Annotated in this window: 24 protein-coding genes; 10 read left to right on the top strand and 14 right to left on the bottom strand. The window is 57.3% G+C overall.

Features of this window, described 5'->3' with window-relative positions; genetic code table 11:
- Positions 1 to 135 precede the first annotated feature (135 nt).
- Both H6G62_RS06330 and H6G62_RS06335 read right to left on the bottom strand, forming a co-directional pair.
- Positions 136 to 378, bottom strand: coding sequence for a hypothetical protein (locus tag H6G62_RS06330; protein WP_190493275.1), 243 nt, complete (start codon positions 376 to 378; stop codon positions 136 to 138).
- Between the two features lie 480 nt (positions 379 to 858).
- Positions 859 to 1,785, bottom strand: a complete 927-nt coding sequence (locus tag H6G62_RS06335) for a DUF3782 domain-containing protein (RefSeq protein ID WP_190493276.1) — start codon at positions 1,783 to 1,785, stop codon at positions 859 to 861.
- A 62-nt stretch (positions 1,786 to 1,847) separates the two neighbouring features.
- On the opposite strand from H6G62_RS06335, the gene H6G62_RS28255 reads away from it, so the two are divergent.
- Entirely contained in the window at positions 1,848 to 1,973 is a 126-nt protein-coding gene (locus H6G62_RS28255; RefSeq protein WP_277883003.1) for a hypothetical protein, read from the top strand.
- Between the two features lie 214 nt (positions 1,974 to 2,187).
- Here H6G62_RS28255 and H6G62_RS06340 read toward each other — a convergent pair whose 3' ends face one another.
- From H6G62_RS06340 to H6G62_RS06360, 5 genes are all read right to left on the bottom strand, one after another.
- Positions 2,188 to 3,765 carry a serine/threonine-protein kinase gene (locus tag H6G62_RS06340; protein WP_190493277.1) on the bottom strand — a complete coding sequence of 526 codons (1,578 nt, stop codon included), beginning with the start codon at positions 3,763 to 3,765 and terminating at the stop codon, positions 2,188 to 2,190.
- An 87-nt stretch (positions 3,766 to 3,852) separates the two neighbouring features.
- Positions 3,853 to 4,266: a PIN domain-containing protein gene (locus H6G62_RS06345; protein ID WP_199324787.1), complete on the bottom strand. Its 414-nt coding sequence runs from the start codon at positions 4,264 to 4,266 to the stop codon at positions 3,853 to 3,855.
- The gene (locus H6G62_RS06350; RefSeq protein ID WP_190493278.1) at positions 4,247 to 4,510 is read right to left on the bottom strand and encodes a hypothetical protein; all 264 of its coding nucleotides are present in this window, start codon (positions 4,508 to 4,510) and stop codon (positions 4,247 to 4,249) included. The genes H6G62_RS06345 and H6G62_RS06350 overlap by 20 nt, the downstream gene beginning before the upstream one ends.
- Positions 4,511 to 4,650: 140 nt before the next feature.
- Positions 4,651 to 6,228: a protein kinase gene (locus tag H6G62_RS06355; RefSeq protein WP_190493279.1), complete on the bottom strand. Its 1,578-nt coding sequence runs from the start codon at positions 6,226 to 6,228 to the stop codon at positions 4,651 to 4,653.
- A gap of 113 nt (positions 6,229 to 6,341) precedes the next feature.
- Positions 6,342 to 6,923 (bottom strand): Uma2 family endonuclease, encoded by a 582-nt coding sequence (locus H6G62_RS06360; RefSeq protein ID WP_190493280.1) that lies wholly within the window; start codon positions 6,921 to 6,923, stop codon positions 6,342 to 6,344.
- Positions 6,924 to 7,301: 378 nt separating this feature from the next.
- Between H6G62_RS06360 and dnaK the strand changes: the two genes are divergently transcribed.
- Complete coding sequence (gene dnaK / locus H6G62_RS06365) at positions 7,302 to 9,206, top strand: molecular chaperone DnaK (protein WP_190493281.1); 1,905 nt, start codon at positions 7,302 to 7,304, stop codon at positions 9,204 to 9,206.
- Between the two features lie 471 nt (positions 9,207 to 9,677).
- On the opposite strand, the gene H6G62_RS06370 is transcribed toward dnaK, so the two are convergent.
- The 3 genes from H6G62_RS06370 to trmFO all read right to left on the bottom strand — a co-directional run bounded on the left by H6G62_RS06370 (position 9,678) and on the right by trmFO (position 12,454).
- Positions 9,678 to 10,661, bottom strand: coding sequence for a DUF4349 domain-containing protein (locus H6G62_RS06370; RefSeq protein ID WP_190493282.1), 984 nt, complete (start codon positions 10,659 to 10,661; stop codon positions 9,678 to 9,680).
- 135 nt (positions 10,662 to 10,796) lie between these two features.
- A complete protein-coding gene (locus H6G62_RS06375) occupies positions 10,797 to 11,048 on the bottom strand; it encodes a hypothetical protein (protein ID WP_190493283.1) in 252 nt (83 codons plus the stop codon).
- The gene (trmFO, locus tag H6G62_RS06380; RefSeq protein ID WP_190493284.1) at positions 11,045 to 12,454 is read right to left on the bottom strand and encodes an FADH(2)-oxidizing methylenetetrahydrofolate--tRNA-(uracil(54)-C(5))-methyltransferase TrmFO; all 1,410 of its coding nucleotides are present in this window, start codon (positions 12,452 to 12,454) and stop codon (positions 11,045 to 11,047) included. The genes H6G62_RS06375 and trmFO overlap by 4 nt, the downstream gene beginning before the upstream one ends.
- Positions 12,455 to 12,733: 279 nt before the next feature.
- Here trmFO and H6G62_RS06385 point away from each other — a divergent pair, with 279 nt between their 5' ends.
- Positions 12,734 to 13,693: a GDP-mannose 4,6-dehydratase gene (locus H6G62_RS06385; RefSeq protein WP_199324788.1), complete on the top strand. Its 960-nt coding sequence runs from the start codon at positions 12,734 to 12,736 to the stop codon at positions 13,691 to 13,693.
- Positions 13,694 to 13,887: 194 nt separating this feature from the next.
- Here H6G62_RS06385 and fba read toward each other — a convergent pair whose 3' ends face one another.
- The gene (fba, locus tag H6G62_RS06390) at positions 13,888 to 14,967 is read right to left on the bottom strand and encodes a class II fructose-bisphosphate aldolase (protein WP_190493285.1); all 1,080 of its coding nucleotides are present in this window, start codon (positions 14,965 to 14,967) and stop codon (positions 13,888 to 13,890) included.
- Positions 14,968 to 15,511: 544 nt separating this feature from the next.
- On the opposite strand from fba, the gene H6G62_RS06395 reads away from it, so the two are divergent.
- Positions 15,512 to 15,796 carry a glutaredoxin family protein gene (locus H6G62_RS06395; RefSeq protein ID WP_190493286.1) on the top strand — a complete coding sequence of 95 codons (285 nt, stop codon included), beginning with the start codon at positions 15,512 to 15,514 and terminating at the stop codon, positions 15,794 to 15,796.
- A gap of 31 nt (positions 15,797 to 15,827) precedes the next feature.
- Positions 15,828 to 17,357: a UDP-N-acetylmuramoyl-L-alanyl-D-glutamate--2,6-diaminopimelate ligase gene (locus H6G62_RS06400; protein ID WP_190493287.1), complete on the top strand. Its 1,530-nt coding sequence runs from the start codon at positions 15,828 to 15,830 to the stop codon at positions 17,355 to 17,357.
- A 107-nt stretch (positions 17,358 to 17,464) separates the two neighbouring features.
- On the opposite strand, the gene H6G62_RS06405 is transcribed toward H6G62_RS06400, so the two are convergent.
- Both H6G62_RS06405 and H6G62_RS06410 read right to left on the bottom strand, forming a co-directional pair.
- Positions 17,465 to 18,193: a response regulator transcription factor gene (locus H6G62_RS06405; protein WP_242051854.1), complete on the bottom strand. Its 729-nt coding sequence runs from the start codon at positions 18,191 to 18,193 to the stop codon at positions 17,465 to 17,467.
- A gap of 146 nt (positions 18,194 to 18,339) precedes the next feature.
- A complete protein-coding gene (locus H6G62_RS06410; RefSeq protein WP_190493289.1) occupies positions 18,340 to 19,443 on the bottom strand; it encodes a FecR domain-containing protein in 1,104 nt (367 codons plus the stop codon).
- 168 nt (positions 19,444 to 19,611) lie between these two features.
- Here H6G62_RS06410 and H6G62_RS06415 point away from each other — a divergent pair, with 168 nt between their 5' ends.
- The 5 genes from H6G62_RS06415 to H6G62_RS06435 all read left to right on the top strand — a co-directional run bounded on the left by H6G62_RS06415 (position 19,612) and on the right by H6G62_RS06435 (position 24,349).
- A complete protein-coding gene (locus H6G62_RS06415; protein WP_190493290.1) occupies positions 19,612 to 20,394 on the top strand; it encodes a class I SAM-dependent methyltransferase in 783 nt (260 codons plus the stop codon).
- Positions 20,395 to 20,493: 99 nt separating this feature from the next.
- Positions 20,494 to 21,036, top strand: coding sequence for a photosystem II reaction center PsbP (gene psbP, locus H6G62_RS06420; protein WP_190493291.1), 543 nt, complete (start codon positions 20,494 to 20,496; stop codon positions 21,034 to 21,036).
- A gap of 468 nt (positions 21,037 to 21,504) precedes the next feature.
- Positions 21,505 to 22,107 carry a Maf family protein gene (locus tag H6G62_RS06425; protein WP_190493334.1) on the top strand — a complete coding sequence of 201 codons (603 nt, stop codon included), beginning with the start codon at positions 21,505 to 21,507 and terminating at the stop codon, positions 22,105 to 22,107.
- A 618-nt stretch (positions 22,108 to 22,725) separates the two neighbouring features.
- Positions 22,726 to 23,778, top strand: a complete 1,053-nt coding sequence (locus H6G62_RS06430) for a two-component regulator propeller domain-containing protein (RefSeq protein WP_347239299.1) — start codon at positions 22,726 to 22,728, stop codon at positions 23,776 to 23,778.
- A 10-nt stretch (positions 23,779 to 23,788) separates the two neighbouring features.
- A complete protein-coding gene (locus H6G62_RS06435; protein ID WP_190493292.1) occupies positions 23,789 to 24,349 on the top strand; it encodes a plasmid pRiA4b ORF-3 family protein in 561 nt (186 codons plus the stop codon).
- On the opposite strand, the gene H6G62_RS06440 is transcribed toward H6G62_RS06435, so the two are convergent.
- Positions 24,350 to 25,405: a Gfo/Idh/MocA family oxidoreductase gene (locus H6G62_RS06440; protein WP_190493293.1), complete on the bottom strand. Its 1,056-nt coding sequence runs from the start codon at positions 25,403 to 25,405 to the stop codon at positions 24,350 to 24,352.
- Between the last annotated feature and the right edge of the window lie 161 nt (positions 25,406 to 25,566).

The following is a 25,566-nucleotide window of genomic DNA, read 5'->3' on the forward strand; positions in this document are numbered from 1 at the left end:
TGCTTCTGAAGCTCTTGCTTTTCCTCTGACGTTAGATAGTTTCTGACTCCCATGGCTTATTCCAGAATTTTAATGTATTATACGCAGTTTAGATGACTAACAGCTTAACTGACTACTCTTAACCTATCAACGTTGCTAAATGAATGCAATCAACGCCTCGGCCTGGTTGCGGGCGGGGTTGTCGTCCCAATCTAGCGCAGGCGATAGAGAAGAATCGTAGCGGTAGGTTTGGGGCGGCTTGCGCTTCGCCTTGGGAAATTGCCCTTGGGTGCCCACATCCGGGCGGAGGGGGCTGTTGGCCTCTGGGTGGCTATAGCTTTCGGGCAGCTTGCGGGGCTGGGATGGGCGGCGGGGCATGGCATGGGCAACGGCTCTCAACGGTAGCAACCTTGGGCCACCCCCAGCGGCAGGGTACTAGGGATAGCCCAATTATTTTCAGGATGCCCAGGTTTTTGGGTGCCTGCCCAGATGGGTAGGTTTATTTGCAAAACAGGATGCTCCGTTACAACTCCGTCATAAACCGTTACCTGCACCGGACAAGGCCACCAGCGCAGCCGTTCACCCCAGCCGTCCAGGGTTTAGACTATCGCAGCGTCAATCCAGCCTGAAAGCTTGGGAATACCTGCAAAACAGCGCCAAACGCCTCGGCAAATGCCAGGACTGGATTGTGCAGGCGTTTGAAAAAGAATGTGGCCCCGGTAGTTTTCAGCGATTGGCCAACTTCCGACAGGCGATGTAGAAACCCTAGAGCTTGACGTTGCCCAATTCATTGGCCCAATTGAATTGACCCAGTCGAAAAGTTGTCACGCCATTGCCATGGGTAGCGGCTTCACGACTCTAAACCGATGAACGGCTGTCCTAAAGTCCTTCGACCGCATCCGCATAGCTATAGATTTCGATGCCCAGCGCTTGGGCTACGGGCAAGGCGCGGCTATCCACCATCGGCGAAACCACAATTTTGCGGCTGATGGGCCGTTGTTCATGCCTTTCGTAGAAGTCTACCTTGCGACCAAAGCTGTACATCCCGGCTTTATCAATGGAGGACTTGATTTCGCAGGCAATCGTCAGGCCGTTTTTGATAATCAGGGCAATCTCCACCTGATCTGGACGGCCAAACACCTCGCCCTCTGGGTCGTAAAGGGTGAGGTTCAGCACCTCCACCGCAAAGGATTCGGTTAAAATGCCCGCCAGCGCACCACGGAAACTCGCCTCAGCCGAGAGCCCCCACCGAGCCCCCAAGGCTCCGATAGTGCTGTCGTATCGTTTATCTAGGCGACGGATTTCTGCGAGTTGCTCGTCCCACTTACGGTTTTGCTCGTCCCACTTACGGTTTTGCTCGTCCCACCTGCGGTTTTGTTCGGCCCACTGGCTGGCTTGCTCATCCCACCTGCGGTCTTGCTCGGCCCACTTGCGGCTTTGTTCGGCCCACCTGCGGTTTTGTTCGGCCCACTGGCTGGCTTGCTCATCCCACCTGCGGTCTTGCTCGTCCCACTTGCGGCTTTGTTCGGCCCACCTGCGGTTTTGTTCGGCCCACTGGCTGGCTTGCTCGTTCCACCTGCGGTCTTGTTCATCCCACTTGCGATTTTGTTCGTCCCACTTGCGGGCTTGCTCCTCTCGATCCCGCTGTAGTTCGGCTAGGATGCGGTCAAATTTGTTGTCGGCCTCTCGCCGCCCCATGTAAAAGTCGGAGACGGTTTGCAGAATAAACTCCCTCACCTGGGGCTCTTGGGCCATGAGCCGGGGAAGTTCTTGCTGGATGAGGGCGATGACTTCGGATTGCTCCATGCCTGGGATCCTACGATGTACTCCTATCCTAGCAGTCGTGACGGGTCTGGGGCAGTGGAGAAATGGCGGTGTCGGAGGTGTTGCCCAGTCTGGAAATGGCGGTGGTGGAGGAAGCCCTAAACCGCTCCCAAACGGAGGATGACGGAACGATGATGCGGTGGTTGATGGATCGGTTTCGGGCGGGGTAAAGCGTGGATTTAGGGGTGCATGGCTGAGCGTTGGCGTAACCTCGCCTTGGCATTATGCACCCTACGAATGTTGATGTGGTAAGTGCCCGATTTGAGGCCAATACGACATGACCCTTGGTGCCAGGTAAGCGATCTCCGAAACACCTAGTTTTCCGTGCAGAGGGGGTCGGTAATCATTCTTTTGGATCGGGCTGAAGCGCTTATCTGCTACAGTTTACAAGTCTTTGTGGTAGAGAAGTCCCATTACACCCTGATGTACTGCCCACATATATTCAAATCCTCTAACAAGGTAATAACCGCCTATAACTAATGGAGGGCCTATTAAAGATACAATCATAGTGAACAGGCCCAAGGCGAACCAGATCGGATTCACTTCGGGGTCAGTAAAATAGCTTACTACACTTACTGCGAGTGGTGCACCAATTACTATTACCCAAACAGATTTTTCAAACAGTATGTCCTGGCAATAAAACCAAAATTGACTCGTTTTGAGTCCTCCCCACCCGGCTACTGCCCACTGTAAGGGAAATCTTCCATAAGGAGATGGGGACAAATTGAAGTTACGAGCATAATAACTCTGCCAATTGGAATCACGATCCCAGCCAATGCGGTTCTTAAACTCTTCCCAAACCCCTTTATCTAAACTCCAGGAATCCGGATTGGCTCCACATTCTATCAAGATGTGCTTCTGCACACTAAAGCCAAACTTGCCCTGACTATATTTCATCCACAGCCTATCAATCGTGTGTAAGTCCGTGCCGGGAAAATTCCATAATTCATCCATGGTGAACCAATCGCCAGAATTTTTGCCTACGGCACGGATCATCACCTCATAGGTTTCTCTATCAGCTTTGCGCCACTTTTGAGCTTTGAGTAGTTTGCGTAGACGAGTGTAGTCAATCCCCCTGTCTGATCTGAGCTCATCCTCATTGACTTTTGGTGATTTAGGGCTAACTACAACCGTTGGCACGCCTTTAGTAAGAGTTTTTTCTAAGGCTTGCAGTGCCTGTTTCCCATCGACATAGCGGCGGCTGTGGTGGTGGCGCACCATTTTGGTTAGCACCTTGGCTAGGGCAGGGTTAATTTGCAGGCCCGTTTGCCAAACCAGTTCTGCGGTGGCAGGGTCGGTATCCAATTCGGTCGGAAATTTCCCGGTCAGGGCTTCTATGGCCACCATGCCCAGTGCATAGACATCGCTGGCAGGGCATGGTTTGCCTCGGCGAAATTGTTCATCAGGAGCATATCCCTGAGTACCCGCAATGTCAGTGGTAGGGGCCATGCGACTAAGGTATTGAGCGGAAAATTCTTTCACAATGCCAAAGTCAATCAGGCACATTACCCCATCCCGGCGGCGGATTAGGTTTTCGGGCTTGATGTCGCGATGGATGACCCCTTGCTGATGCACATAGCTGAGTACCGTTAGCCCTTGGCGCAGTAGGGTGATCACCTCTGTTTCGGGCAGACGCTTCACGTCACGCAGTTCGTCTCGGAGGGTACGCCCTTCCAGAAAATCCTGCACGATGTAAAAATTACCGTCTTCTTCCAGATGCGCCAACAACAGTGGAATTTGGTCATGGCTACCTAGACGTTCCAGGATTTCCGCCTCTTGGTCAAAAAAGCTAAGCGTGGCCTGCAACTCATCATCTGTAAACTCTCGTTCGAGATTCAGTTGCTTCACCACACAGCGGGGTTGCCCAGGGCGGCGCAAATCTTTGGCCAAATAGGTTATGCCAAACGCACCTTCGCTTAGGGCTTGGATAACTTCGTAGCGCCCGTCGATGATTTGGCTCATGGCTGTACTGGGGAAAGCGTTCGCGGATACTCCTCCTTAGCTTACCCATCCCGCCAAGGAAAATCATAGAGCGTGGGCGGAACGAGGTTATGAGGCGAGGGTAAACCCGGCTTGCACGAAGTGACGATCAAAGCCAAGCACCGTAGACAGATGGTGGTTTCGCATTACGACAAAGGAAACGCAATCGACCAAACCCCAGGTTTTGTCTTGGTGCTGGGCATAGAGGGCTAGGGCTGCTGCCAGCAGGTCGGGCGTTAGCGGCACGAGCGTGACCTCTGAGGCCGTTTGAAAATAGCGAATGATGGTGGCCGCTTCGCTGCGGGCAAGGCGCGATAGAGCATTCCCAATTTCCAGCAAAATCGCATCGGTGGTGACGAGGGGATAACCATCGTAGCGTTCGGCCAGGTGCAGCGCTTGCTGATGATGTTGATCGTTTTGGTTGATGAGGGCAATCACGTAGCCCGTATCGACAAACAGCGCATCAGGCATCGTGTTCGCCATTCAGGTCAGTGTCCACTAGGTAAGCGTCCACATTTTCCGAGAAATCGGGTGGGGCCGAGATTTTAATTTGCCGAAGCTGGCTGAGCAGAGAGGTTGGGGGTGGACTGATGGACGCTGGCAGGGTCGCATCGGCAGGATTCAGAACAATCACCCGAACGGCTTGGCCTTCCCACTGGGTGGCCTGTTCTGGCGGCAGGGTAACGATGCCGTTGTGAAGGGTCGTTTCAAACTCGATGGCTTGCATAGGGACGTACCTCGATGGTGTTGGTAAACCTGAGATGGCGCTGCTTCCAGGGTAACGTACTGGGCTTTCTGCGAGGAAAGCGGTGCATTGCGACCCCAGGGGTATCTTCTCTTGGCCAAGGATGGTTCGCGAATGGCACCCTACGGGCTGTTGAAGACCGAGCCGGGGCCGATGTAGCGCCAGCGCCAGGGTTCGTAGTTGGGGTGGCCCTTGGGGTAGGAGAGGGCAAAGCCGTAGTCGGCAGCATTGTCTTGCAGCCAGCGAAAGACAGGGGATCGCTCAAACTCGCGGCGGGAGGTGGGGCGGCGATCTTCTGGGGCTTGCAGGCTGAGGACAACGGCAAACCCAGTGTGGTAGTCCGATGCATTCAGGGCACGAACCAGGGCCACCTCAGACCCTTGATCACCCTTGCGCTGCTGTTGCTCGATAGACTGAAACCCCGACTCGCACCAGAAAGAGATGCCCTCGGCTTGGGCGGCGGTGGTCATCTCCCAGTAGGGCTGAAAGGCTTGGGTGTGGAGGCGCACCTGGCAGTTATCCCAATCGAACAAACAGGTTAGGTCACGTTCATCGGCCTCTAGGTAGCGGGTTTGCAGATCTGGGGGTTGCTGACGGGCATACCACCACCAGTCCAGCCGCGTTTTTGCCATGCCGCCCAGGCCCCAAACCGTTGCCAGGGCAATCAACACGGCAGATCCTCGAATGCTGTATTTGAAGATGCTGTCCCAGGGTAGAACCTCTTGCACAACGGTGGTGACGCGGTTGGGGTTGCGGGGGGCGACAACATCCGTGGGTGCCCAATCATCGGATGGACGGGCATTGACAACACCTGTGGGCGCAGAATCGTTGGGGATAGCGACATCCACGGGCCGAGCCAAGGTGGCGTTACGGCCTGAGCCGAGGGCTTGCTCAAATTCGGCTAGGGCCATCGCCGCCGAGGTGGGGCGGTTCGCGGCATGGTGGGCCACCAGCCGATCAATAAACTGAATCAACGCCGGATCGTCGGGACGACGGGTGAGGCGATCTTGCCAGATCAGGTTGCCTGTTTTGGGGTTGGTGGGCAAGGTGTGGGGTGCAACTCCGGTGAGCGCCGCCACCGCTACCATGCCCAGGCTATACAAATCGCTGGCGAAACAAGGTTTTCCCCGCTGCTGCTCTGGGGCCATATACCCCGGCGTTCCCACCAAGGTGGGGGTACGAATTTGTCCAAAGCGGGTACGGGTACTGTTGCTAAGCTCCTTCACCGAGCCAAAGTCAATCAGGTAAATTTCCCGGTTTTCGGTGCAGTGGATCAGGTTCTTAGGGCTGATGTCGCGGTGAATTACCTTGTGGTCGTGGACAAAGCTCAGGATAGTGAGCACCTGGCGCAACAGATCCCGCACTTGGGAATCGCGCAGGGTTTGGCCGGGGCTAATTTCGCCGCTCAAGTCTTGCCCTTCAATGTACTCCTGCACCAGATAGAAGTAGTCCCCCTCAGAATCCACTTCGGAAAAGGAGGCGATCAGTCGTGGAATGTGGGAATGTTGGCCCAGCCGATCCAGCACCTTCGCTTCCCGCGCAAAGAGTTCCTGTATTTTCGGGAACGGTGGCTGGTGGAGTTGCTTCACCACGCAATAGGGCGCACTGGGAAGGTCATAATTGCGAGCCAGGGAGGTTTTACAATACTTTCCCTGCGGCCCCAGGGGATTCAACAACTGGTAGCTTCTAATGCGCTTCATGGCATGGGCTCTAGCGTTGCCCCTATTTTACCTGGGCCTTCCGTTCCACCGCAGAGATGTCCTAGGTTCGACCCTACAGAGGACTTTTATGAGGTTTCGACTCAGGTCACCGCTCACGAATCTGCGAAGAGTTGATCCACCGTCAGAGCAATTTGGGGCACCACCGTAGATTGAAGCGCCTCATCGCCCTGAAATACGGTGTCTTCGTACTGGCCATCTACCCACTCGCAAATCGTCACCTGGCAGGTTTCGGGGTCTACGATCCAATATTCGGCAATGCCACGGGCGGCGTACTCGGTGCGCTTGTGGCGATAGTCTCGGCTGCGGTTGGCTTCCCCAGGGCTAACCACTTCTACCACTAGGGCCGGGGGCGGCATATCGCGGGTAAGGGTGGCGCGGGGCTGATCCTGAATCGCCAAGAGGGACTCTTCCGAATGCACCAGCAGGTCAGGAATCCGGCAGCGGGCGCGGCGTCCCATTACCTCTACTTCGGTGTTGTAGGCAACGCGATCTAGGGGCAGATATTGGAGGAACTGCACCATCAAAAACCGGGCCAACTTGAGGTTTTCTGGAGATTCTGGGGGCATGGCTACAATCTCTCCATCCACCAGTTCGTAGCGGGTATCGGTGCCATCGTCATAGGCGAGGTAGTCCTCGAAGGTGAGCAGGGTTTTGGACGATAGGGTGCTAGTCATGGCGGCACGGCGAGAAGGGACAGCGGCCTAGATTCATCCTAAAATATTCACAATATAATTCATATGTACTTTAATGCATAAAAAACAGTAGATCGCAAAGCCCCTGCCAGCCCTCATCCCCCAGCCCCTTCTCCCAACATTGGGAAGAAGGGGAGCAGGAAGGTTCAAAGCCCCTCTCCCAGGCTTGGGAGAGGGGTTTGGGGTGAGGGCAAAGCCATGGCCGAGAGAAGCATTTGCGATCTATTGAGATTACCTCGTTAGTCTGAACTACCCGACTCCAGCGCAAAGCCCGCCTTGGGTGGTTCGGTATCCTCCCCTTTAGAGAAATGGAGGAACCACGCACTATAGATATAGTTCTTAAGCCGGAGCAAAAAAACTATGGGAAAAGTTGTAGGAATTGACTTGGGTACCACCAACTCGGTGGTTGCCGTGATGGAGGGGGGGAAACCCACCGTAATCGCTAACGCCGAAGGGTTCCGTACCACGCCCTCGGTGGTGGCCTATGCCAAAAATGGGGATCGCCTGGTGGGCCAAATCGCCAAGCGTCAGGCGGTAATGAACCCCGAAAACACCTTTTATTCGGTGAAGCGGTTCATCGGTCGCCGCTACGACGAAGTGGGTACCGAATCCACCGAAGTGGCCTACAAAGTATTGAACGTGGGCAACAACGTCAAAATTGACTGTCCCCAGGCGGGTCAGCAGTTTGCCCCCGAAGAAATTTCTGCCCAGGTACTGCGGAAACTGGCCGACGACGCCAGCAAGTACCTCGGCGAAAAAGTGACCCAGGCGGTGATCACCGTACCCGCCTACTTCAACGACTCCCAGCGCCAAGCCACGAAAGACGCCGGGAAAATTGCCGGACTCGAAGTGCTGCGGATCATCAACGAGCCTACCGCCGCCGCCCTGGCCTACGGCCTCGACCGCAAGAGCAACGAAACCATCCTGGTGTTTGACCTCGGCGGCGGTACCTTCGACGTGTCCATCCTGGAAGTGGGCGATGGCGTGTTTGAGGTGCTGGCCACCAGCGGCGACACCCACCTGGGCGGCGACGACTTCGACAAGAAGATCGTAGACTTCCTGGCGGGCGAATTCCAAAAAATGGAAGGCATCGACCTGCGGAAAGACAAGCAAGCCCTGCAACGCCTTACCGAAGCCGCTGAGAAGGCCAAAATCGAGCTGTCCAGCGTTACCCAGGCGGAAATCAATCTGCCCTTCATTACCGCCACCCAGGACGGCCCCAAGCACCTGGAAATGACCCTCACCCGCGCCAAGTTTGAAGAACTCTGCGCCGACCTGATCGATCGCTGCCGCATTCCCGTGGAGCAAGCCCTGAAGGATGCCAAGCTGGGCAAGAGCGACATCAACGAAGTGGTGCTGGTGGGTGGTTCCACCCGGATTCCCGCCGTTAAAGAGGTGGTGAAGCGCACTCTGGATAAGGAACCCAACGAAACCGTGAACCCCGATGAGGTGGTGGCCGTGGGGGCCGCAATCCAAGGCGGTGTGCTGGCTGGGGAAGTGAAGGACATCCTGCTGCTGGACGTGACTCCCCTGTCCCTGGGTGTGGAAACCCTGGGCGGCGTCATGACCAAGCTAATCCAGCGCAACACCACCATCCCCACCAAAAAGTCCGAGGTGTTCTCCACCGCCCAGGATGGCCAAACCAACGTGGAAATCAAAGTCCTCCAGGGCGAGCGGGAAATGGCCGCCGACAACAAGAGCCTGGGAACCTTCCAGCTCTCCGGCATTCCCCCGGCTCCCCGTGGCGTGCCCCAAATCGAAGTGATCTTCGACATCGACGCCAACGGCATCCTGAACGTCACCGCCAAGGACAAGGGGACGGGCAAAGAGCAGACCATCACCATTTCCGGTGCCTCCACCCTGGATGAGAAAGATGTGGAGAAAATGGTCAAAGACGCCGAAGCCAACGCCGCCGCCGACAAGGAGCGTCGCGAGCGCATCGACCTGAAGAACCAGGCCGACTCCCTCGCCTACCAGGCCGAAAAGCAACTGACCGACATGGGCGACAAGGTGCCCGCCGCCGACAAGGCCAAAGCCGAAGGGGAAATCAAGGAACTGAAGGACGCCATTGCGGCGGAGAACTTCGACACCATCAAAACCCTCACCGAACAACTCCAGCAAACCCTCTACGGCATCAGCACCAGCCTGTACCAGCAGGCCGGGGGCGATGCACCGGGGGCGGCGGATGCCGGAGCCTCGGACGGTAGCTCCAGCGGCGACGATGACGTGATTGACGCCGAGTTCTCGGAACCCGAAGGCAAATAACGTCAGAGGATACCGAATCTAGATCTGAGCCCTAGGGCTTGCTCCGGCTAGCAAGGAAGCGGGTGGATACGTCCATCCGCTTTTTTTTAGTGTGATGCCAACTCTGGATGGTTTGCCCCCGGTATCAGCGGGCGAGGAGACATCGCCTCTACGGTTTGCTGGGCTAGGAATCGGGGTTTTCCAATTCAAATTTGGTATTACCGCCCTACTCTCCCAAATTACCTACTCTCCCAAATTACAACCCGCTGAATGCCTCTGGCGACTTGCCGATGCCGTTGGTGAACCGCTGCTTTGACGCCCCCAGCGATCTGGAGGATGTCCTGGAGGCCCGCTGCCCTATGCTCCTGTTCAGGCAAGCCGAGGTTAAAGCCCTCACCCACTCTCATGGGTGGCCCGCATGACCACCCTGGTCATTTCGGGGGTATATCTTCCGGATTTTGAGGCTCCAGTCTCGCTATTGGAGATCATTCCTCAGGAGTCTGCCTGGGAGGGCTGCTCCCCTTCAACCGGGCCGGAGGGCAAACGGTGATGCCGCAACCGATAGCCGCCGTAGATCAACGCGGCCAAGACCACCCAGTAGGGGCTATAGGCCAGGAACCACAGGCCAATTTTCAGTCCGCCCACGGTGAAGGCTTGCACGGATTGGGTGGCCGATTGCCAAGTGTTGCCTAGGGTTTCCGAGACGGGACGCAGGGGGGGCACCGCCGTGATCGGGCTTTGTAGGGTGAGGTCGATGGTGGAATAGGCTACCTGGCGCTGAAGGGTTTGCTGCTGGGCGCTCAGCCGTTCGATGGAGTCGCGGACGGTGCCCAATTCCCTCGCTACCTCTAGGACGTGGGAAATTTCTCCGGATCGCTCCATGATGCTTTGCAGGGCAGTTTCGGACTGGCGCAGGTTCTTAATCCGGGCCTCTAAATCCACCAACTGCGACGACACATCCTCGGCGCTGAGGGACTGGGACTGCACCGTGCCCAACTCTCGCAAAGCCGCTAGGGTGGGATCAAGCTTGGCCTGGGGCACTCGCAGAGTCATATACACCTGGTGGGCGGTGCCTTCGGGGCGGCGAGAATCCTCCAGTTGCAGCAGATCTCCCTGGGCCTGACGCACCACCGTCTGCACCTGGGCCATGGCTCCGTCAATATCCGTCAGGGTGAGTACTAGGGTGGCCCGCTTCACCAGTTGGGGCGTGGCTTGGCCCACCTCCGCTCCCGGCACCGGGGGAGCCTCGGCCATCCTCTGCGTGTCCATCGCCTCCGCCGATGGTGCCGTCATGCCTCGTTGGGGAGCAGATTCCAGTGCCACCGATCCCGCCCCATCGGCCTTGCTGCCCTCGCCCATGGCTTCCATCACCGAAGCCCCCGCACAGCCACCCATCAGCACCATTCCGGCGAGGCCTAACGTCAGCGCCAAGGGTCGCAGATTGCCAAAGCCACTCCGTCCTATCCCGTTGACCATAGCCCATCTCCCAATGCGATACCTCTACTATGGCCAATCCCTCCGGCCCTGGGGCGCTGGTTACACAATGTGCAACGGAGGGGGATTCCATGGCAGATAGCGGGCAAACATCGGATAGCGCCGCAAGCGCAACAACTAGGCTAACCAGCCCTGACTCTGGAGCCGATCCCAAGCGGCCTTTAGATGCTGAGGCTTAAAGATCTGGCGTTTGCGATCACTCCAGGCTTGTACTCCAGCAATGGCGACCGCCCCATCCATTGCGGCCTGGACGTCGTGTTGAGCGATCCACTGTACCGTAGCCCGGTATGCCATCGCGATCAAATCGCGATCAAACAGAGACACCACCCACGCCCGTGATCGGGTCATGGGCAGTTTTGAGGTATTCACCTGTACCTGAGCAGAGGTATGTTGATTTCTGGTGTGTGGAGGGAAAAGAAGGAAGGGCGTATCCGGTGCTGGGTGGCCCAAGTATCTAGGTCGGCTAACCCCCGATCACGATACTGGCCGTAGCGTTCGCGCTTATTGCGAATTTTGCTGGGCAGGGCGGGCAAAATGCCAAAGTTGGGCGGCATGGGCTGGAAGTGCTTGGGTTCCGCCGTGCTAATGAAGTCGAGCAGGGCTCCCATCATGGTGGTGACGGGCAGTTCCAGGGGTTCCAACCCCAACGCCAACCGGGCCGCATTGGTGCCCGCCAGCCAGCCCCCCGCCGTGGCGGCGGTATAGCCCTCGGTGCCCACCAGTTGCCCCGCCGCCAACAGGGTGGGCCGGGTTTTGAACTGAAGGGTGCGGTGCAGCAGTTCCGGGGAGTTGATAAACGTATTGCGGTGCATCACCCCCATGCGGACAAATTCGGCATTTTCCAAGCCTGGAATTAGCCGGAACACCCGTGCCTGTTCGCCCCAGCGCAGGTTGGTCTGAAAGCCCACCATATTCCAAAGCTGGCCCTGACGATCCTCCTGGCGCAGTTGCACCACGGCATAGGGCTTTTTGTCCTTGTTATAGGGATCTTTGAAATCCCCCAGTCGCGCATCAAATAGTCCCACGGGTTTGAGGGGGCCGTAGCGCATGGTGTCTTCCCCTCGGCGGGCCATTTCTTCGATGGGCAGACAGGCTTCAAAGAACTTGGCGGTTTCGCGCTCAAAGTCCTTCAGTTCCGCCTGTTCTGCCTTGCAGAGTTCCGTCCAAAAGTGGAGGTACTGCTCCCGGTTCATGGGGCAGTTGAGGTAGGCGGCCTCGCCCCGGTCGTAGCGGGAAGCCATGAAGGCCACGTCCTGATTGATGCTGTCGCCCACCACAATCGGGCTGGCGGCATCGAAGAAGCTCATATAATCCTGTCCGGTGAACCGCTGCAAGTCGGCGGCTAGGGCTTCCGTGGTGAGGGGGCCAGTGGTCAGCACCGTAATGCCCTCGGTCGGAATCTGGTGTACCTCCTCCCGCCGCAGTTCAATCAGCGGATGGCGTTCCAGGGTGGTGGTGAGGTCGTGGCTAAAGTGGCCCCGATCCACCGCCAGAGCCCCTCCGGCGGGTACCTGATGCTCGTCCGCCTTGGCAATAATCACCGACCCCAGTCGCCGCAGTTCCTCATGGAGCAACCCCGATGCCCGATCCGTGGCCTGGGCCCCAAAGGAATTGCTACACACCAGTTCCGCCACCTCCTCGCTGTGGTGGGCCGGAGAGGTGCGCTGGGGCCGCATTTCGTGGAGCACCACGGGCACCCCCGCCTGGGCAATTTGCCAGGTGGCTTCGGTGCCCGCAAGGCCGCCGCCAATCACATGAATCGGTTCAATTGCCATGGAAGTTCAGAGTTCCGCCGCCACTCAGTTCAAAAATCAGTCTTTCTAGCATAGCGACTTCCGTTGACGAAGCGTTGCCTCTCAGTGCAGAATAAGTCGCACTATGGTAGTGATCAACGACCTTTGATAGCCTTTGATGCGTTCTCTCTGGCCAGGTCAGATATGGTCACTGAGGTTGAGCCCCTGAGCAAGAAGTACATCTTGGATCCTTCAAGGGAATTGGAGTAGGTCAGCCAACTTAACCACATGGGCTGAGTGACTTTTCCCCTAGCGATCATCATGAAGAAAGCACTAATCACAGGACTAACAGGACAAGACGGATCCTACTTGGCGGAGTTTTTGCTGGCCCAAGGGTATCAGGTCTATGGCATGGTGCGACGTTCTAGCTCCAGTAGTTTTGAGCGCATTAACCATTTTTCAGAGCGAATTGAGGTTATTTCCGGTGATCTACTGGATCAGTTTTCTTTAATTGATGCCATCGATCAGACGCAGCCCGATGAAATTTATAACCTCGCGTCCCAAAGCTATGTGCCCTTGTCTTGGACTCAGCCCTCTCTAACCGCTGAGTATACGGCCTTGGGGGTATCTCGCCTGCTGGAGGCGATTCGTCGATGTAAGCCCGATACACGTTTTTATCAGGCCTCCAGTAGTGAGGTGTTTGGCCAGCCGGATGAGTCGCCCCAAACGGAAAAAACGGCTTTTCGCCCTCGTAATCCCTATGGTGTCGCCAAGGCCTATGCCCACTGGATGACCGTTAATTATCGAGAAAAGTACGATTTGTATGCCTGCTGTGGCATCACCTATACCCACGAGTCGCCTCGACGGGGGGCAGAGTTTGTATTTCGTAAAATTACCCGTGGGGCAGTACAAATTAAACTAGGGCTAGCCGACGAACTGCGCCTAGGGAACCTCGATGCCCGTCGGGATTGGTGCCATGCGCAAGATGTGGTAAAAGCAATGTGGCTGATGCTCCAGCAAGAGCAACCCGATGACTACATTATCGCCAGTGGAGAAACCCATTCGGTGCGTGACTTGGTGGACTGCGCCTTTCGCTACCTTGGCCTAGATTACCAACGCTATGTCACGGTGGATCCCGCCTTCTATCGCCCGGATGAACCCGTTCAGTTGGTGGGGGCCATCGATAAGATCCAGGCTGGCTTACAGTGGCAACCCGAATATTCCTTTCAGCGGCTGGTCGAGTCTATGGTGGACCACGACCTCAAGGCATTAAAACAATAGAAGCTATTTCTCCGATGTCCCAGGCTCCACGACTCGTCAACTTCGCTATGGGCACTAAAAAGGTCAGAGAATGCAAGGCACTCTCTGACCTTTGGTTTTGATGTCTTGACTCACCCTTCGGGGTTATCGAGAAAGAGACCGTTCCAGATGTTGGGTCTAACCCCAGGGGTTAGCCAGAGACGATGGGTTATCCCCTAAACCGCAGCGGTTTGAGCAGTTTTGGCATCGAGTTCGCCCTTCGCGTACTTAGCGGCGTAAACTTCGATGGGCTGTTGCTTGATCTTGCTGGCGTTTCCGGCGGTGCCAAAGGCTTGGTAACGCTCGGCGCAAACCTCGGTCATGTACTTGATCGAGGGCTTCATGAAGTGGCGAGGATCGAAGTTGGAGGGATCCTTAGCGGCGGCTTCACGGATAGCGGCGGTGATGGCCAGACGGTTGTCGGTATCGATGTTCACCTTACGCACACCGCTCTTGATGCCCTTTTGGATTTCTTCCAGGGGCACGCCGTAGGTTTCGGGAATTTGACCACCGTACTCGTTGATCATATCCAGCCACTTTTGGGGCACGGAGGAAGAGCCGTGCATCACTAGGTGGGTGTTGGGCAGGCGGCGGTGAATTTCTTCGATGCGGCTGATGGCCAGGATTTCCCCGGTGGGCTTGCGGGTGAACTTGTACGCGCCGTGGCTGGTGCCGATGGCAACGGCCAGAGCATCAACCTGGGTGGCTTCCACGAATTGAACCGCTTCATCGGGGTCGGTCAGCAGTTGGTCTTTGCTGAGGGTACCCTCAAAGCCGTGGCCGTCTTCGGCTTCGCCTTGGCCCGTTTCCAGAGAACCCAGACAACCCAGTTCACCTTCCACGCTACAGCCGATGGAGTGAGCCACTTTCACCACTTCGCTGGTGACGGCGACGTTGTACTCGAAGCTAGCGGGGGTCTTGGCGTCGGCTTCCAGGGAGCCGTCCATCATGACGCTGGTGAAGCCATTGCGCAGGGCGGAGTAGCAGGTGGCGGGGGAGTTGCCGTGGTCTTGGTGCATCACCACGGGAATGTGGGGGTAGGTTTCCACCGCTGCGATCACTAGGTGACGCAGAAAGTTTTCGCCAGCGTAGGAACGGGCACCGCGAGAAGCCTGTAGAATCACAGGGCTGTCGGTTTCCTCAGCGGCCTTCATGATGGCCAGAATTTGTTCCAGGTTGTTGACGTTGTACGCCGGAATCCCGTAGCCGTTTTCGGCAGCGTGATCCAGCAGTAGCCGCAGTGAGACAAGAGCCATAAAAATCCTCCTAGTGTGTTCTCGCCGTTAGGCCATCGATCCAGTCGATTCAGCAACCCTCCGATTCGGCCAATCGTTTCAGGGGCTTGGGCGCATTCCCGCCAGTGGGGCGTCCAACCTTGAGGAGGTAGACCAAGCTGAGTAGCCAGAGCCAACGGCCTCAGGGGCGCTTTAGCTGGAATTGCCTTGAGTAGGTAGCCTTACTCATTACTTTGTCAATCTTAGGATAGATCGACGAGGTATTACGAAATGTTTTGAACAGTCTAAAACTAAGCTTAAGAGCGTTAATCACCTTGCTTAGGTAAGAAGGCTACATCTCGTTTCCATCATAGAGGATTACAGTGGACAAGTTAAATGGCCCTCCATTGAGGTGATTGAGTCAAAGCTATAGATCAGGATCATGTTATAGATCTCGATTAAGCCTGAGGCGGCAGAGCGCGATACCGTTGTAGGGGCGTGGTTTTCACGCCCTTCGTGGGGGGAGGTCATGATGGGCGAGGCCACCCTACGGTGTAGTCAGGTGTGGTCAGTGTGAGGGATAGTGATGAAATTTGTGCTGTATAGCAAGCCGGGATGCCATCTGTGTGAGGGCTTGGAGGAAAAGCTGGTGGCGGCGAATCACCTCAATTTTGAGTTAGAGGTGCGGGACATTACCCAGCGCGAGGACTGGTTTCAGCGCTACCAGTACGAAATTCCGGTGCTGTGCCAGGTGCAGGAGAACGGATCTGAGGTGACCGAAATTCCCCTGCCACGACTATCGCCCAGGGCACCCCAGGCCAGGGTGGAGCAATTGATACAGAATTATTTGGGCCAAGATAGGGCAGAATAGGTCAACTTCCGTGATGTGAGGGATTGCTGACATGGATTTGCGCCAACTGCTTGAAACCTTGCCCGCAGGATTGATCGCACCGGGGTTTGAGCTATCCGCCGATCAGGGGGATGGCGAGGTGAAGGGACTGTCTACCAATTCCCACGCCTGCCAGCCGGGGGAGGTGTTCATCGGGATGCCGGGGACGCGGGTGGATGGCGGCGAGTTTTGGCCCAGCGCCCTAGAGGCTGGAGCGGTGGCTGCGTTGGTTTCAGAATCAGCCTTGCAAAATCGGCCCGCTGAGGGGAACGCCTGTGTGGTGCCGATGACCGATATGGCCCTGGCCTGTGCGGCGGTGGCAGGGGCATTCTACGGCCAACCCGCCCAGACAATGGGCTTGGTGGGGGTAACGGGTACCAACGGCAAAACGACGACAACCCACTTAATCGAGCATTTGCTAAAGGCGGCGGAACAGCCCACGGCACTGCTAGGGACGCTCTATAGCCGCTGGCCCGGTCATCAACAAACGGCCCTGTATACCACCCCCTTTGCGGTGGAGCTTCAGGCGGATTTGGCGGCGGCGCGGGAGGCGGGCTGTCGCTATGCGGTGCTAGAAGTCAGTTCCCATGCCCTCGCCCAAAAGCGGGTGTGGGGTTGCCCCTTCGAGGTGGCGGTGTTCACTAACCTCACCCAAGACCACCTGGACTATCACCGGGATATGGAGGACTATTTCAACGCCAAGGCGCTGCTGTTCAGCGAAAACTATCTAACTGGGCGGGCGATTGTGAATGCCGATACGCCCTATGGGGAACGTCTGGTGGCCCAACTTTCCCCCGACCGAGTGTGGACGTACAGCACCCAAAATCCCGATGCTGACCTGTATACAGGCGACCTCACCTATCAGGCCAATGGGGTAACGGGGACACTGAAAACTCCGGCGGGAACGGTGCCCTTTAGTTCGCCCTTGGTGGGGCAGTTTAATTTGGAAAACCTGCTGGCTTCGGTGGGGGCGGCGATGCATTTGGGCGTTGACCTAGAAACCATTGCGGCGGTGTTGCCCAACTTTGGCGGCGTACCGGGGCGGATGGAGCAGGTGAAAGTTACCCCTGACCAAGCCATTAGCGTGATTGTGGACTATGCCCACACGCCGGACAGTTTGAAAAACTCTCTGCTGGCGGCGCGGCCCTTTGTGCCTGGTCGGTTGATCTGCGTCTTTGGTTGTGGCGGAGATCGGGATCGCACCAAACGCCCCCAAATGGGCCGGATTGCCTACGACTTGGCCGATGTGGTGGTGGTCACCTCGGATAATCCCCGCACCGAAGACCCAGAACAAATCTTGCAGGATGTGGTAGCGGGCATCCCGGCAGAACTGGGGCCAGACTCAGTGATTGGTGATCGCGCCCAGGCCATTCAAATGGCGATTCAGATGGCTCAGCCGGGAGATGGGATTCTCATTGCTGGCAAAGGTCACGAAGATTACCAAATCCTCGGCACCGAAAAAATCCACTTCGATGACCGCGAACAGGCCCGCCTGTTTTTGGCCGAGAAGTATCCGGTGAATTTGGTTTCCCCAAAAGCCTGAGGCCTTCCCCCAAAAGTCTCAGACGAGGAGACCTACGACGGCCTGTACCCCGCAATCCTATGCTCTTTAGCGCATGTCGGTAGAGAGCATGGGGGCATCTGCTGAGCCTAGCCGAACCGATAGCCAAAGCCGCGTAGCGTGATGATGTATTGGGGATGGCTGGGGTCGGGTTCGATTTTCTCCCGCAGCCAGCGGATATGGACATCGACGGTTTTGCGATCCCCCATAAAGTCGTCACCCCACACCGCTTGGATGAGATCTTCCCGCGACCAGACCCGGTTGGGGGCACGCATAAACAGCTCCAAAAGCCGAAATTCCTTGGGCGAGAGGGCCACCTCCTGTCCCGCCACGACCACCCGCAGTTCTTCCTGGTAAAGGACGATGTCTTTGCAGGCTAGGACGGAGTTACCTACCGTTGGGGGGCTCCACTGATAGCGGCGCAGCAAGGCTCGACAGCGGGCAATCAATTCCCTCATGCCAAAGGGTTTGGGCAGATAATCGTCGGCCCCCACCTCTAGCCCCACCACGCGGTCAAGCTCCGATCCTCGGGCACTGAGAATCAAAATCGGGATCTCCAGGCGATGATGCCGCATCATGCGACAGAGATCCAGTCCGTTTACGCCCGGTAGCATGAGATCCACAATGGCGAGATCGACCCGCAGGGCGTTTTGGCTAGAGGGCGGAAACATCAATTCCACAGCCTGCTGCCCCGATTCCACCATGACGACCTGATAGCCCTCATCGGTGAGGGCCATGGCAACAGTCTCGCGGATTAAATCTTCGTCATCAATGACCAGAATTCGCTCAGGCTCCTGGGCATGATGGGATGAACCCAAGGCATTTTTCAACACGGCCCCATCCCCTTGTCCGCCAGCCAAACCACAATGGTCTCTAATCATGACGGTTAGAGCTTAAGGCCATACCGAGAATAGATTAAGGTTGCGTAAATATGGCGTTTTTCTGAGTCAATGTTAAGCAGGGGTTAGGGGAATAAGGGGCCAGGGGAGATAGGTGGATAGGTGGGTGAGGTCGGCGGATTGGTCGGCGGCTGAGGAATAATGAGGGACGGTACCGACAGAATCGGGGGTAGGGATGGAACCCTGGGGTATAGCCGATGAAAGACGCGCTGGAGGTCACTGATGCCTGGCAGATCGCTAAAGCCTTGAACTAACGGCCCTTCCACTAAATTGATAAAGTCGTCAACGGTGAGACGGCTAATCACCGCTAGATCACTCTCGGCGTTAATCATTACCTGCTGCCCTTCGCGAATGACCAGCACGGTATCTGGGTTAAAGTCCACCGTTTCGGCAGGTTCAACCTTGCCGTCATCCCCACTAGGAGCGCTCAGATCGATCTGAGGCTGAGGCTGAGGGGCACTGTCGTTGTGGCCAGGGTTCTGGGGATCCTCGGTAGGTGTGGCTGAATCAGCCTGATCGAAGACTTGCTTCAGCCCGTCTTCATCTCCCTCGTTTCCATCGGCATCAGAATCCTCATTAGCACCAGAGGCCTCTTCAGTATCAACATCCTCCTCGGGGATCAACCCTTCATCAGGGGCGAGATCCGTTGAACGCTGGCCCACCAAGACTTCTCCTTCAAAAACCTTAACGGTGGTTTCACCCTCTTCCGTGACCTCTAGGGTGTACAGGGTGCCCCGCACTCCTGCCATCGTGGTCGTGGAGCAACCGTTGAGAGATCCATTGACCAGCAATGTTCCTCGGCTGAGTTGGGCACATTGGCCCACCATCAGGCTAGAGTTATGAGCTAAGCGAGCCACTGCCCCGTTATTAAACCGCAACGATGTACGGGCCGATTGGGTGCGCACCCGCTGCTGACGTTGGGCCACACTATTTACGGCGGCCTGTCGATTTTGGATAAAAACCTGATCGCTATCTAGAACCTCGGTGACGGTAGCGGAGGCCACCGTTTGCCCCCAAGCCGCTGAGGGGCGAGGTAGGGCCATCGCACCATTGCCGAGCAGGGCGCAACCTACTACGGCGATGAAACGTAGCGAAGCCGTGCGCCGAGGATGGGACGATGGCGTAGTGGCTGGCCGAGAGCCAGCCCAATGACGATGGGAAAACAGCATAGGTCTTCATGGTTTCAGGCTATACCTACTGATCCATCAAGCCCCCGCTAAGTTCCGGGCAGAGGGACAAATCTTTATCCGTGGGGCTACGGTCATCCCCTAGCTTTGTTCTCGCGGCTTCTGAATAATCCAGGATAGGATTTATGGTGACGGCAATTACGTAGGGCCATGGCAACGCAACCTGGGTTCCAGACGGGGATGAACCCCTGGATGAATCGCGCCAATCGACTGAGGACATGGTTCGGGGTGATTCTAGTCTGTGGCTGGATCACCGCCTGCGGAACGGTGCCCCTAGCCGCCAGTGCCGACTATCAATCCGTCACGCCCAGCCAAGACGGCATTGGTCGGGTATACCTGGGTCGAGAAATTGCCAAAACCATGGGCCATGAGGGCGCGGCCTGGTTAGATCGGCCTAGCCGCCTGTTGCAGGAACGACCCCAGCTGGCGGTGGATCGTCTGGAGTTGCAGCCTACAGACATCGTGGCGGATATTGGCGCTGGGTCAGGCTACTTCGCGACTCGGTTAGCGGCGCGGGTGCCCCAGGGGCGGGTGTTGGCGGTGGATGTACAACCGGAAATGCTGGCCCTGCTGCGCGAAAAGCTAGCCGCCATGCGAATCACCAACGTGGAGCCTGTCCTAGGCCAAGAAGATAGCCCCAACCTGCCCCCCAACACCCTAGATTTGGCCCTGATGGTAGATGCCTACCACGAATTTGCCTACCCCCGCGAAATGATGACGGGCATTGTGACAGCCCTCAAACCCGGTGGGCGGGTGGTGCTGGCGGAATATCGGGCGGAAAACCCCCTAGTGATGATTAAGCGCCTCCACAAAATGAGCGAGGCCCAGGTCAAACGCGAGATGGCCACCGTGGGCTTACGCTGGCTGAAAACCGACGATGCTTTGCCCCAACAGCACCTTTTATTTTTTGAAAAGCCTGCTGAAAACAGTTAACCTCCATCGCCCTCAACCGCTCTGTCAGACAGACAAGGGAAGCTAGAAACAACGTTCAATGCGACAATAAAAGCGACGATGACCGAAGGATTTCAACCCATGCTCAAGCGTTTGGCCACCCTGTTCCTCCTTGTGTTTGCCGTTGCCCTGCAAAGCTGTGTGGGCGGTGGCGGTGGCCTCCTCAGCTACTCCGATCCCTACGACGGCTACGACTTCATGTATCCCACGGGCTGGGTTGAAGTGATCGTACCCGGTGCCGCCGATGTGGTTTTCCACGACATCATCCACGAAACCGAAAACGTTAGTGTGGTGATTAGCGACGTGCCCGACGACAAAAAACTGGAGGATCTGGGCACTCCCACCGATGTCGGCTACAAGTTGTCCAAGAGTTTCAACGCCATCTCCGAGAATGGCAGCGATGTGGAACTGGTGAGTGCCCAGCGCATCGACACCCCCGACAACAAAACCTACTACATCCTGGAATACGTGGCTGATCTGCCCGCCGGAACCCGCCACAACCTGGCCAGTGCCATTGTGCGCCGGGGCAAGCTCTACACCTTCAACGCCTCCACCAACGAAGACCGCTGGGACAAAATGAAGGACACCCTAAAGCAGTCCGTGGCCTCCTTCAAGGTCTCCTAGCCTGCCTCCCCTGCCTAATGCTGAGGGCATCCTGGCCCTAGGACGGCCCTCGCCTTTACCCCCTATCCTTGGATCTACTGCTAGTACACATTTCCGATCCGTACCATAATCGCCTAGGAGATTCCCCTAAATTATCCCTTGGAAAGGGGGACTTTGAATCCAGTTCCCCACTCTCTATGAGGGGGGCGGAGGGGAGCCAACTCCAGGCACAAGGCAAGATAGAGCCTGATGGATAAGCAGTAGCCTGCGGATCAAGGGGTGTTCAATTTATAGCTGTAGCCCTTTTGATTGAGACCCGTTCGGGCTGAGCCTGTCGTTGGCGTAGCCTCTCCGGCGGAGAAAGCCCATCACCCAGACCCAGCCTAAAACTATGCCCTTCGACAAGCTCAGGACGAACCCACTGTCCTTGTCCTGACAAAGTTGGCGATAGCTATAGATTCCCTGCTGATTCGTGTGTCCTTTGGCCCCATGTCCTTTGCACCTTCCTCCAGACCTCAATTTGTCCTGGCCTCTGCCTCCAAGGCCCGCCGTTTATTGCTAGTGGGGGCGGGGATTCATCCCTTCGTCTGCCCCAGCAACTTTGACGAATCCCAAATCGACGAACCCGATCCGCCCCGCCATGTGGTTACCCTGGCCCAGCACAAGGCCAAAACCGTGGCCCCCCAGTTCGCCCATGCCATGGTGATGGGCTGCGATTCGGTGCTGGCGTTCAACGGCCAAATCTACGGCAAACCCGACAGCAAAGAAGACGCCATCGCCCGCTGGCAAGCTATGCGTGGCCAAGTGGGCGACCTCTACACAGGCCACGTATTGATTTCCCCCAGCGGCCTTTGCCTCGCCCGTGCCGCCGTGACCCGCGTCTACTTTGCCGACATCGACGACGACACCATCACCGCCTATGTGAACTCCGGCGAACCCCTGGCCTGTGCCGGAGCCTTCGCCATCGACGGCAAGGGTGGCCTATTTATCGAAAAACTAGAGGGCTGCCACAGCAACGTCATCGGCCTCAGTTTGCCCCTGTTGCGTACCATGCTGGCCGAGCTAGGCTATCAAGTCTCAGACTTTTGGTAGCTAACCTCAATGCAGGATAGGCTAAGCGCTATCTTGAGAAACCCACTTCAACTTCACGTTTTAGTCCTCACCCTAAAGCCTTTTCCCATCGGGAGAAGGACTTTGATATGCGCTAGATCCCCCCTCCTTCCTGGGCTACTACATACATAGATCTCGTTGCCCCTGGTCAAAGGCTGGGAGATTCCCCTAAATCCCCCTTGAAAAGGGGGACTTTGACTCCGGTTCCCCCCTTGAAAAGGGGATCTAGGGGGGATCAATCCCTGGCAAGGTCAGCATCGATGACTTGTGTGTACTTAGTAGCCCACAGGAAGAGGGATTTAGGGTAAGGGCTACAGCCCAAGCCAGAAACAGTCTTCTAGAGATTGCAGTCTTTGGCCTATCCCAAACTCAGGTTAGTCATAGGCAAAATCTAGGGCGAGGCCAAGCCCACCGAGAAGCCCACCGAGAAGCCCACCGAGGGGCCAGGGTGTGGGCGGCAGTGAACCTCTACCGAAAATCTGCACTGCCCAGGGAAAACCTAGGTATACTTTGACCTTCAGAGGGGTTGACGGCGGGGCTGGGGGGATAGCTATCATTCCCCGGTGCGTTAACCCTAGCCAGCCTGGGGAGGAAACTGCCGTGTTAAGTCTATTGCTGCTGTCGTCGTTGCTAGGTCGCCCCACTGAGGTCGCCCCGTTGCCAGCGGACATGGGGGCCGCCACTTGGCCTGCCGTGGCACGGGTGGACGTTCAGACGCCTGGATCGGCATTCCCCAGCCCCGAACTCTTGGCCCAGTCCGCCCCCAGCCCCTACCGAGTGCCCGCCCTTCAGCCCGATTTCATGGGTAGCCTGTGGGTGGGAGCTTGGAATGGGCTAATCCGCATTCATCCCGAAACGGGCAACATCGAGCGGCGGGTGGCAATTCCCGGTCGCACCCTGGAGGCGCTAACCCAGGATCGGGCCGGACGTATCTGGGCGGGCACCTTTACCGGGCTGGTACGGGTCGATCCACGCACCAACGAGATTACTGCCCAAAACTTCACGCTGCCCTCCAACCGGGTGCTGTCTGTGCTGATTGATCATCGGGGCTTTTTGTGGGCAGGCACCGACCGAGGGCTGGCGATGATTAGCCCGGATCGTGGCCTATTGATGACCACCCTGCAAGACTTGGAGGGGGTCAGCGCCAATGCCCTCAGCTTAGACGGCAACAATCACCTCTGGGTGGGCACCCTGGATGGCCTCGTGCAGATCAATACCGCCAGCGCTTTTCCCATGGGGCGGGTGGGCAATTTGCCGGGGGGAGCAGTGCAAGCCCTTGCCCTGGGGCCAAGGGGCAACCTCTGGGTGGGTACGCCAGCGGGGCTGTTTGTGGTCGATCCGGTGCGGTCGGAACTGGTGCGTTCCGTGGCCGCTTTGCGCAACCGGAATGTTCAGACCCTTGGCTTTGACCAAAACCGCAACCTTTGGGTCGGCACCACGGATGGGCTGTTTCAAATCCGGGCCGACAGCGGCGAACTGCTGGGCCGAGTACCGCTCTTGCCCTCTAGCCAAATTCTCTCCGTGGCACCGGGCGTGGGCAATAAGGTTTGGGTCGGCACCAGTGAGGGGTTAGGCTGGGTAAGCCAACTCACGGGGCAAGGTCACCCCCACCGGGGGTTGGTCAGTCCCCAAGTCCTAGAGGCCCAGCGTTAAATTCATGTCCATGGATTCAGAAACCCCTCCCCTCTGCTATCGGCTTCGGATTGATATCCTAGATAGCGACCCACCCATCTGGCGTAGCCTGCGGGTGTGGGCCGATACCCCCCTAGCCGATCTGCCTACCATTCTGGCCGCCGTGATGGGCTGGTCGGGCCAAGCCGAGGCTCACCTTCACCTCCCCAACGCCTCCGGTGGTCGATCTGTCACCGAGGCTAACCCCTCCACACGCCTATCCTCCGTGCTGCGCCACCCAGGAGACAGCCTGCGCTACACCTATGCCCCCGCCCTCGGCTGGCTGCATCGAGTGGCCCTAGAAGCCGTGGAACTCGCCCAGACCAGCGACTCTCTGCCGATTTGCCTAGCCGGAGAACGCCATTGCCCCCCCGAATTTTGCGCGGGCGTCTGGGGCTACGAAGACCTGCTCGACCGCCTCAATGACCCCGAAGACCCCGATTATGCCGAACTCTGGGAACAAACAGGCTACGACTTCGACCCCGAAAAGTTTGACCTAGAGGCCGCCAACCAGCGCCTACAATTCGTCCTCGGCCTTGGGGAAGCAGGCTAGCTAAGCCCAGGGCAGGGTAATGTCCGTAGCCTGTTCGGCGGATTGGGTAATGGCCTCCATCACCTGCACGAGGCGGGTGGCCATCCCTCCAGAGGAGAGGGGGGAAGGCTGCTGCTGGCGCACACAGGATAGAAAGTGGCGGCAAACTTGGGCTAGGGGTTCGGCGGCGGCATAGTCCACGGTTTCGGCGGGGGCCACCACAGGCACAAAGGCGGTGCCCTGGGGTTCCAGATGGCCGGGGTAGAGGGTGAGGGGGTGGGCCGTCTGCATTTCATCGAAGACGAGGGTGCCCTGGGTGCCCACGAGGCCCAACCGTCGCTGTTTGTCAGGGTTGAGCCAACTGGCCTGTACCGTAGCCTCCACACCACCGGGGTAGGTGACCCGCACCCAGCCCACATCCCGCAGGCCATGGGGAAACTGAGCCTGAGGCCGGGGCTGAAGCCAGATCGATCCCCAGGCGTTGACTCGAATCGGTTCTTGCCCGATCCAGTGATTGAGGATGGCCAGGTCGTGAATCGCCAAATCCCACAGGGCATCGGCATCGGGGCGCACGGGGCCGAGGTTGGTGCGGGCGGCGTAGGCATAGCGTAAATCGCCCAAAATCCCCTGCTGGCAGAGGTCTTGCCCCCGCTGCACCGCTGGATGAAAGAGGTAGGTGTGATCCACGACCAACTGCCGCTGCTGGGCAGCGGCCAAACGACACAGCGCCTCGCAGGTGGCCGATGCTAGGGTCAAAGGCTTTTCGCTCAGCACATGCAGTCCCCGATTTAGGGCGGCGTGGATCAGGTCGTAGTGGGTGCTGGCTGGGGTGGCAATCACCACGGCGTCCAATCCTTCTAGGGCAAAGGCGGTTTGCCATTGGGAATACCATTGTCCCCCATCGGGTAGCCTAAACTGGCTCTGAAGCTGGCTCAGGCGGTCGGCATTGGCCTCGACTACCGCTACCACCTCGGCCTCAGGCAGGGCCAAAAAGTTGCGGAGCAGATGCACCCCCCAGCGCCCCAGTCCCACCATGGCCAGCTTGATCCTTACTCCAGTGGCTGCCCCATTCAACATCGTGATACCCGCTGAATCCGATACGCTAGTCTCAGTAGATCACAAACATGCTCTTTTTCCGCGATCCAGCCCACCCTACGGGAAGCAAGCTACACCCTAAATCCCCCTCCCACATTGGGAGAGGGACTTTGAAAGGGCTTCCTGCCCCCCTCTCCCCCCTG

It is taken from the genome of Phormidium sp. FACHB-1136, assembly GCF_014697375.1.
Lineage (GTDB): Bacteria > Cyanobacteriota > Cyanobacteriia > Phormidesmidales > Phormidesmidaceae > Nodosilinea.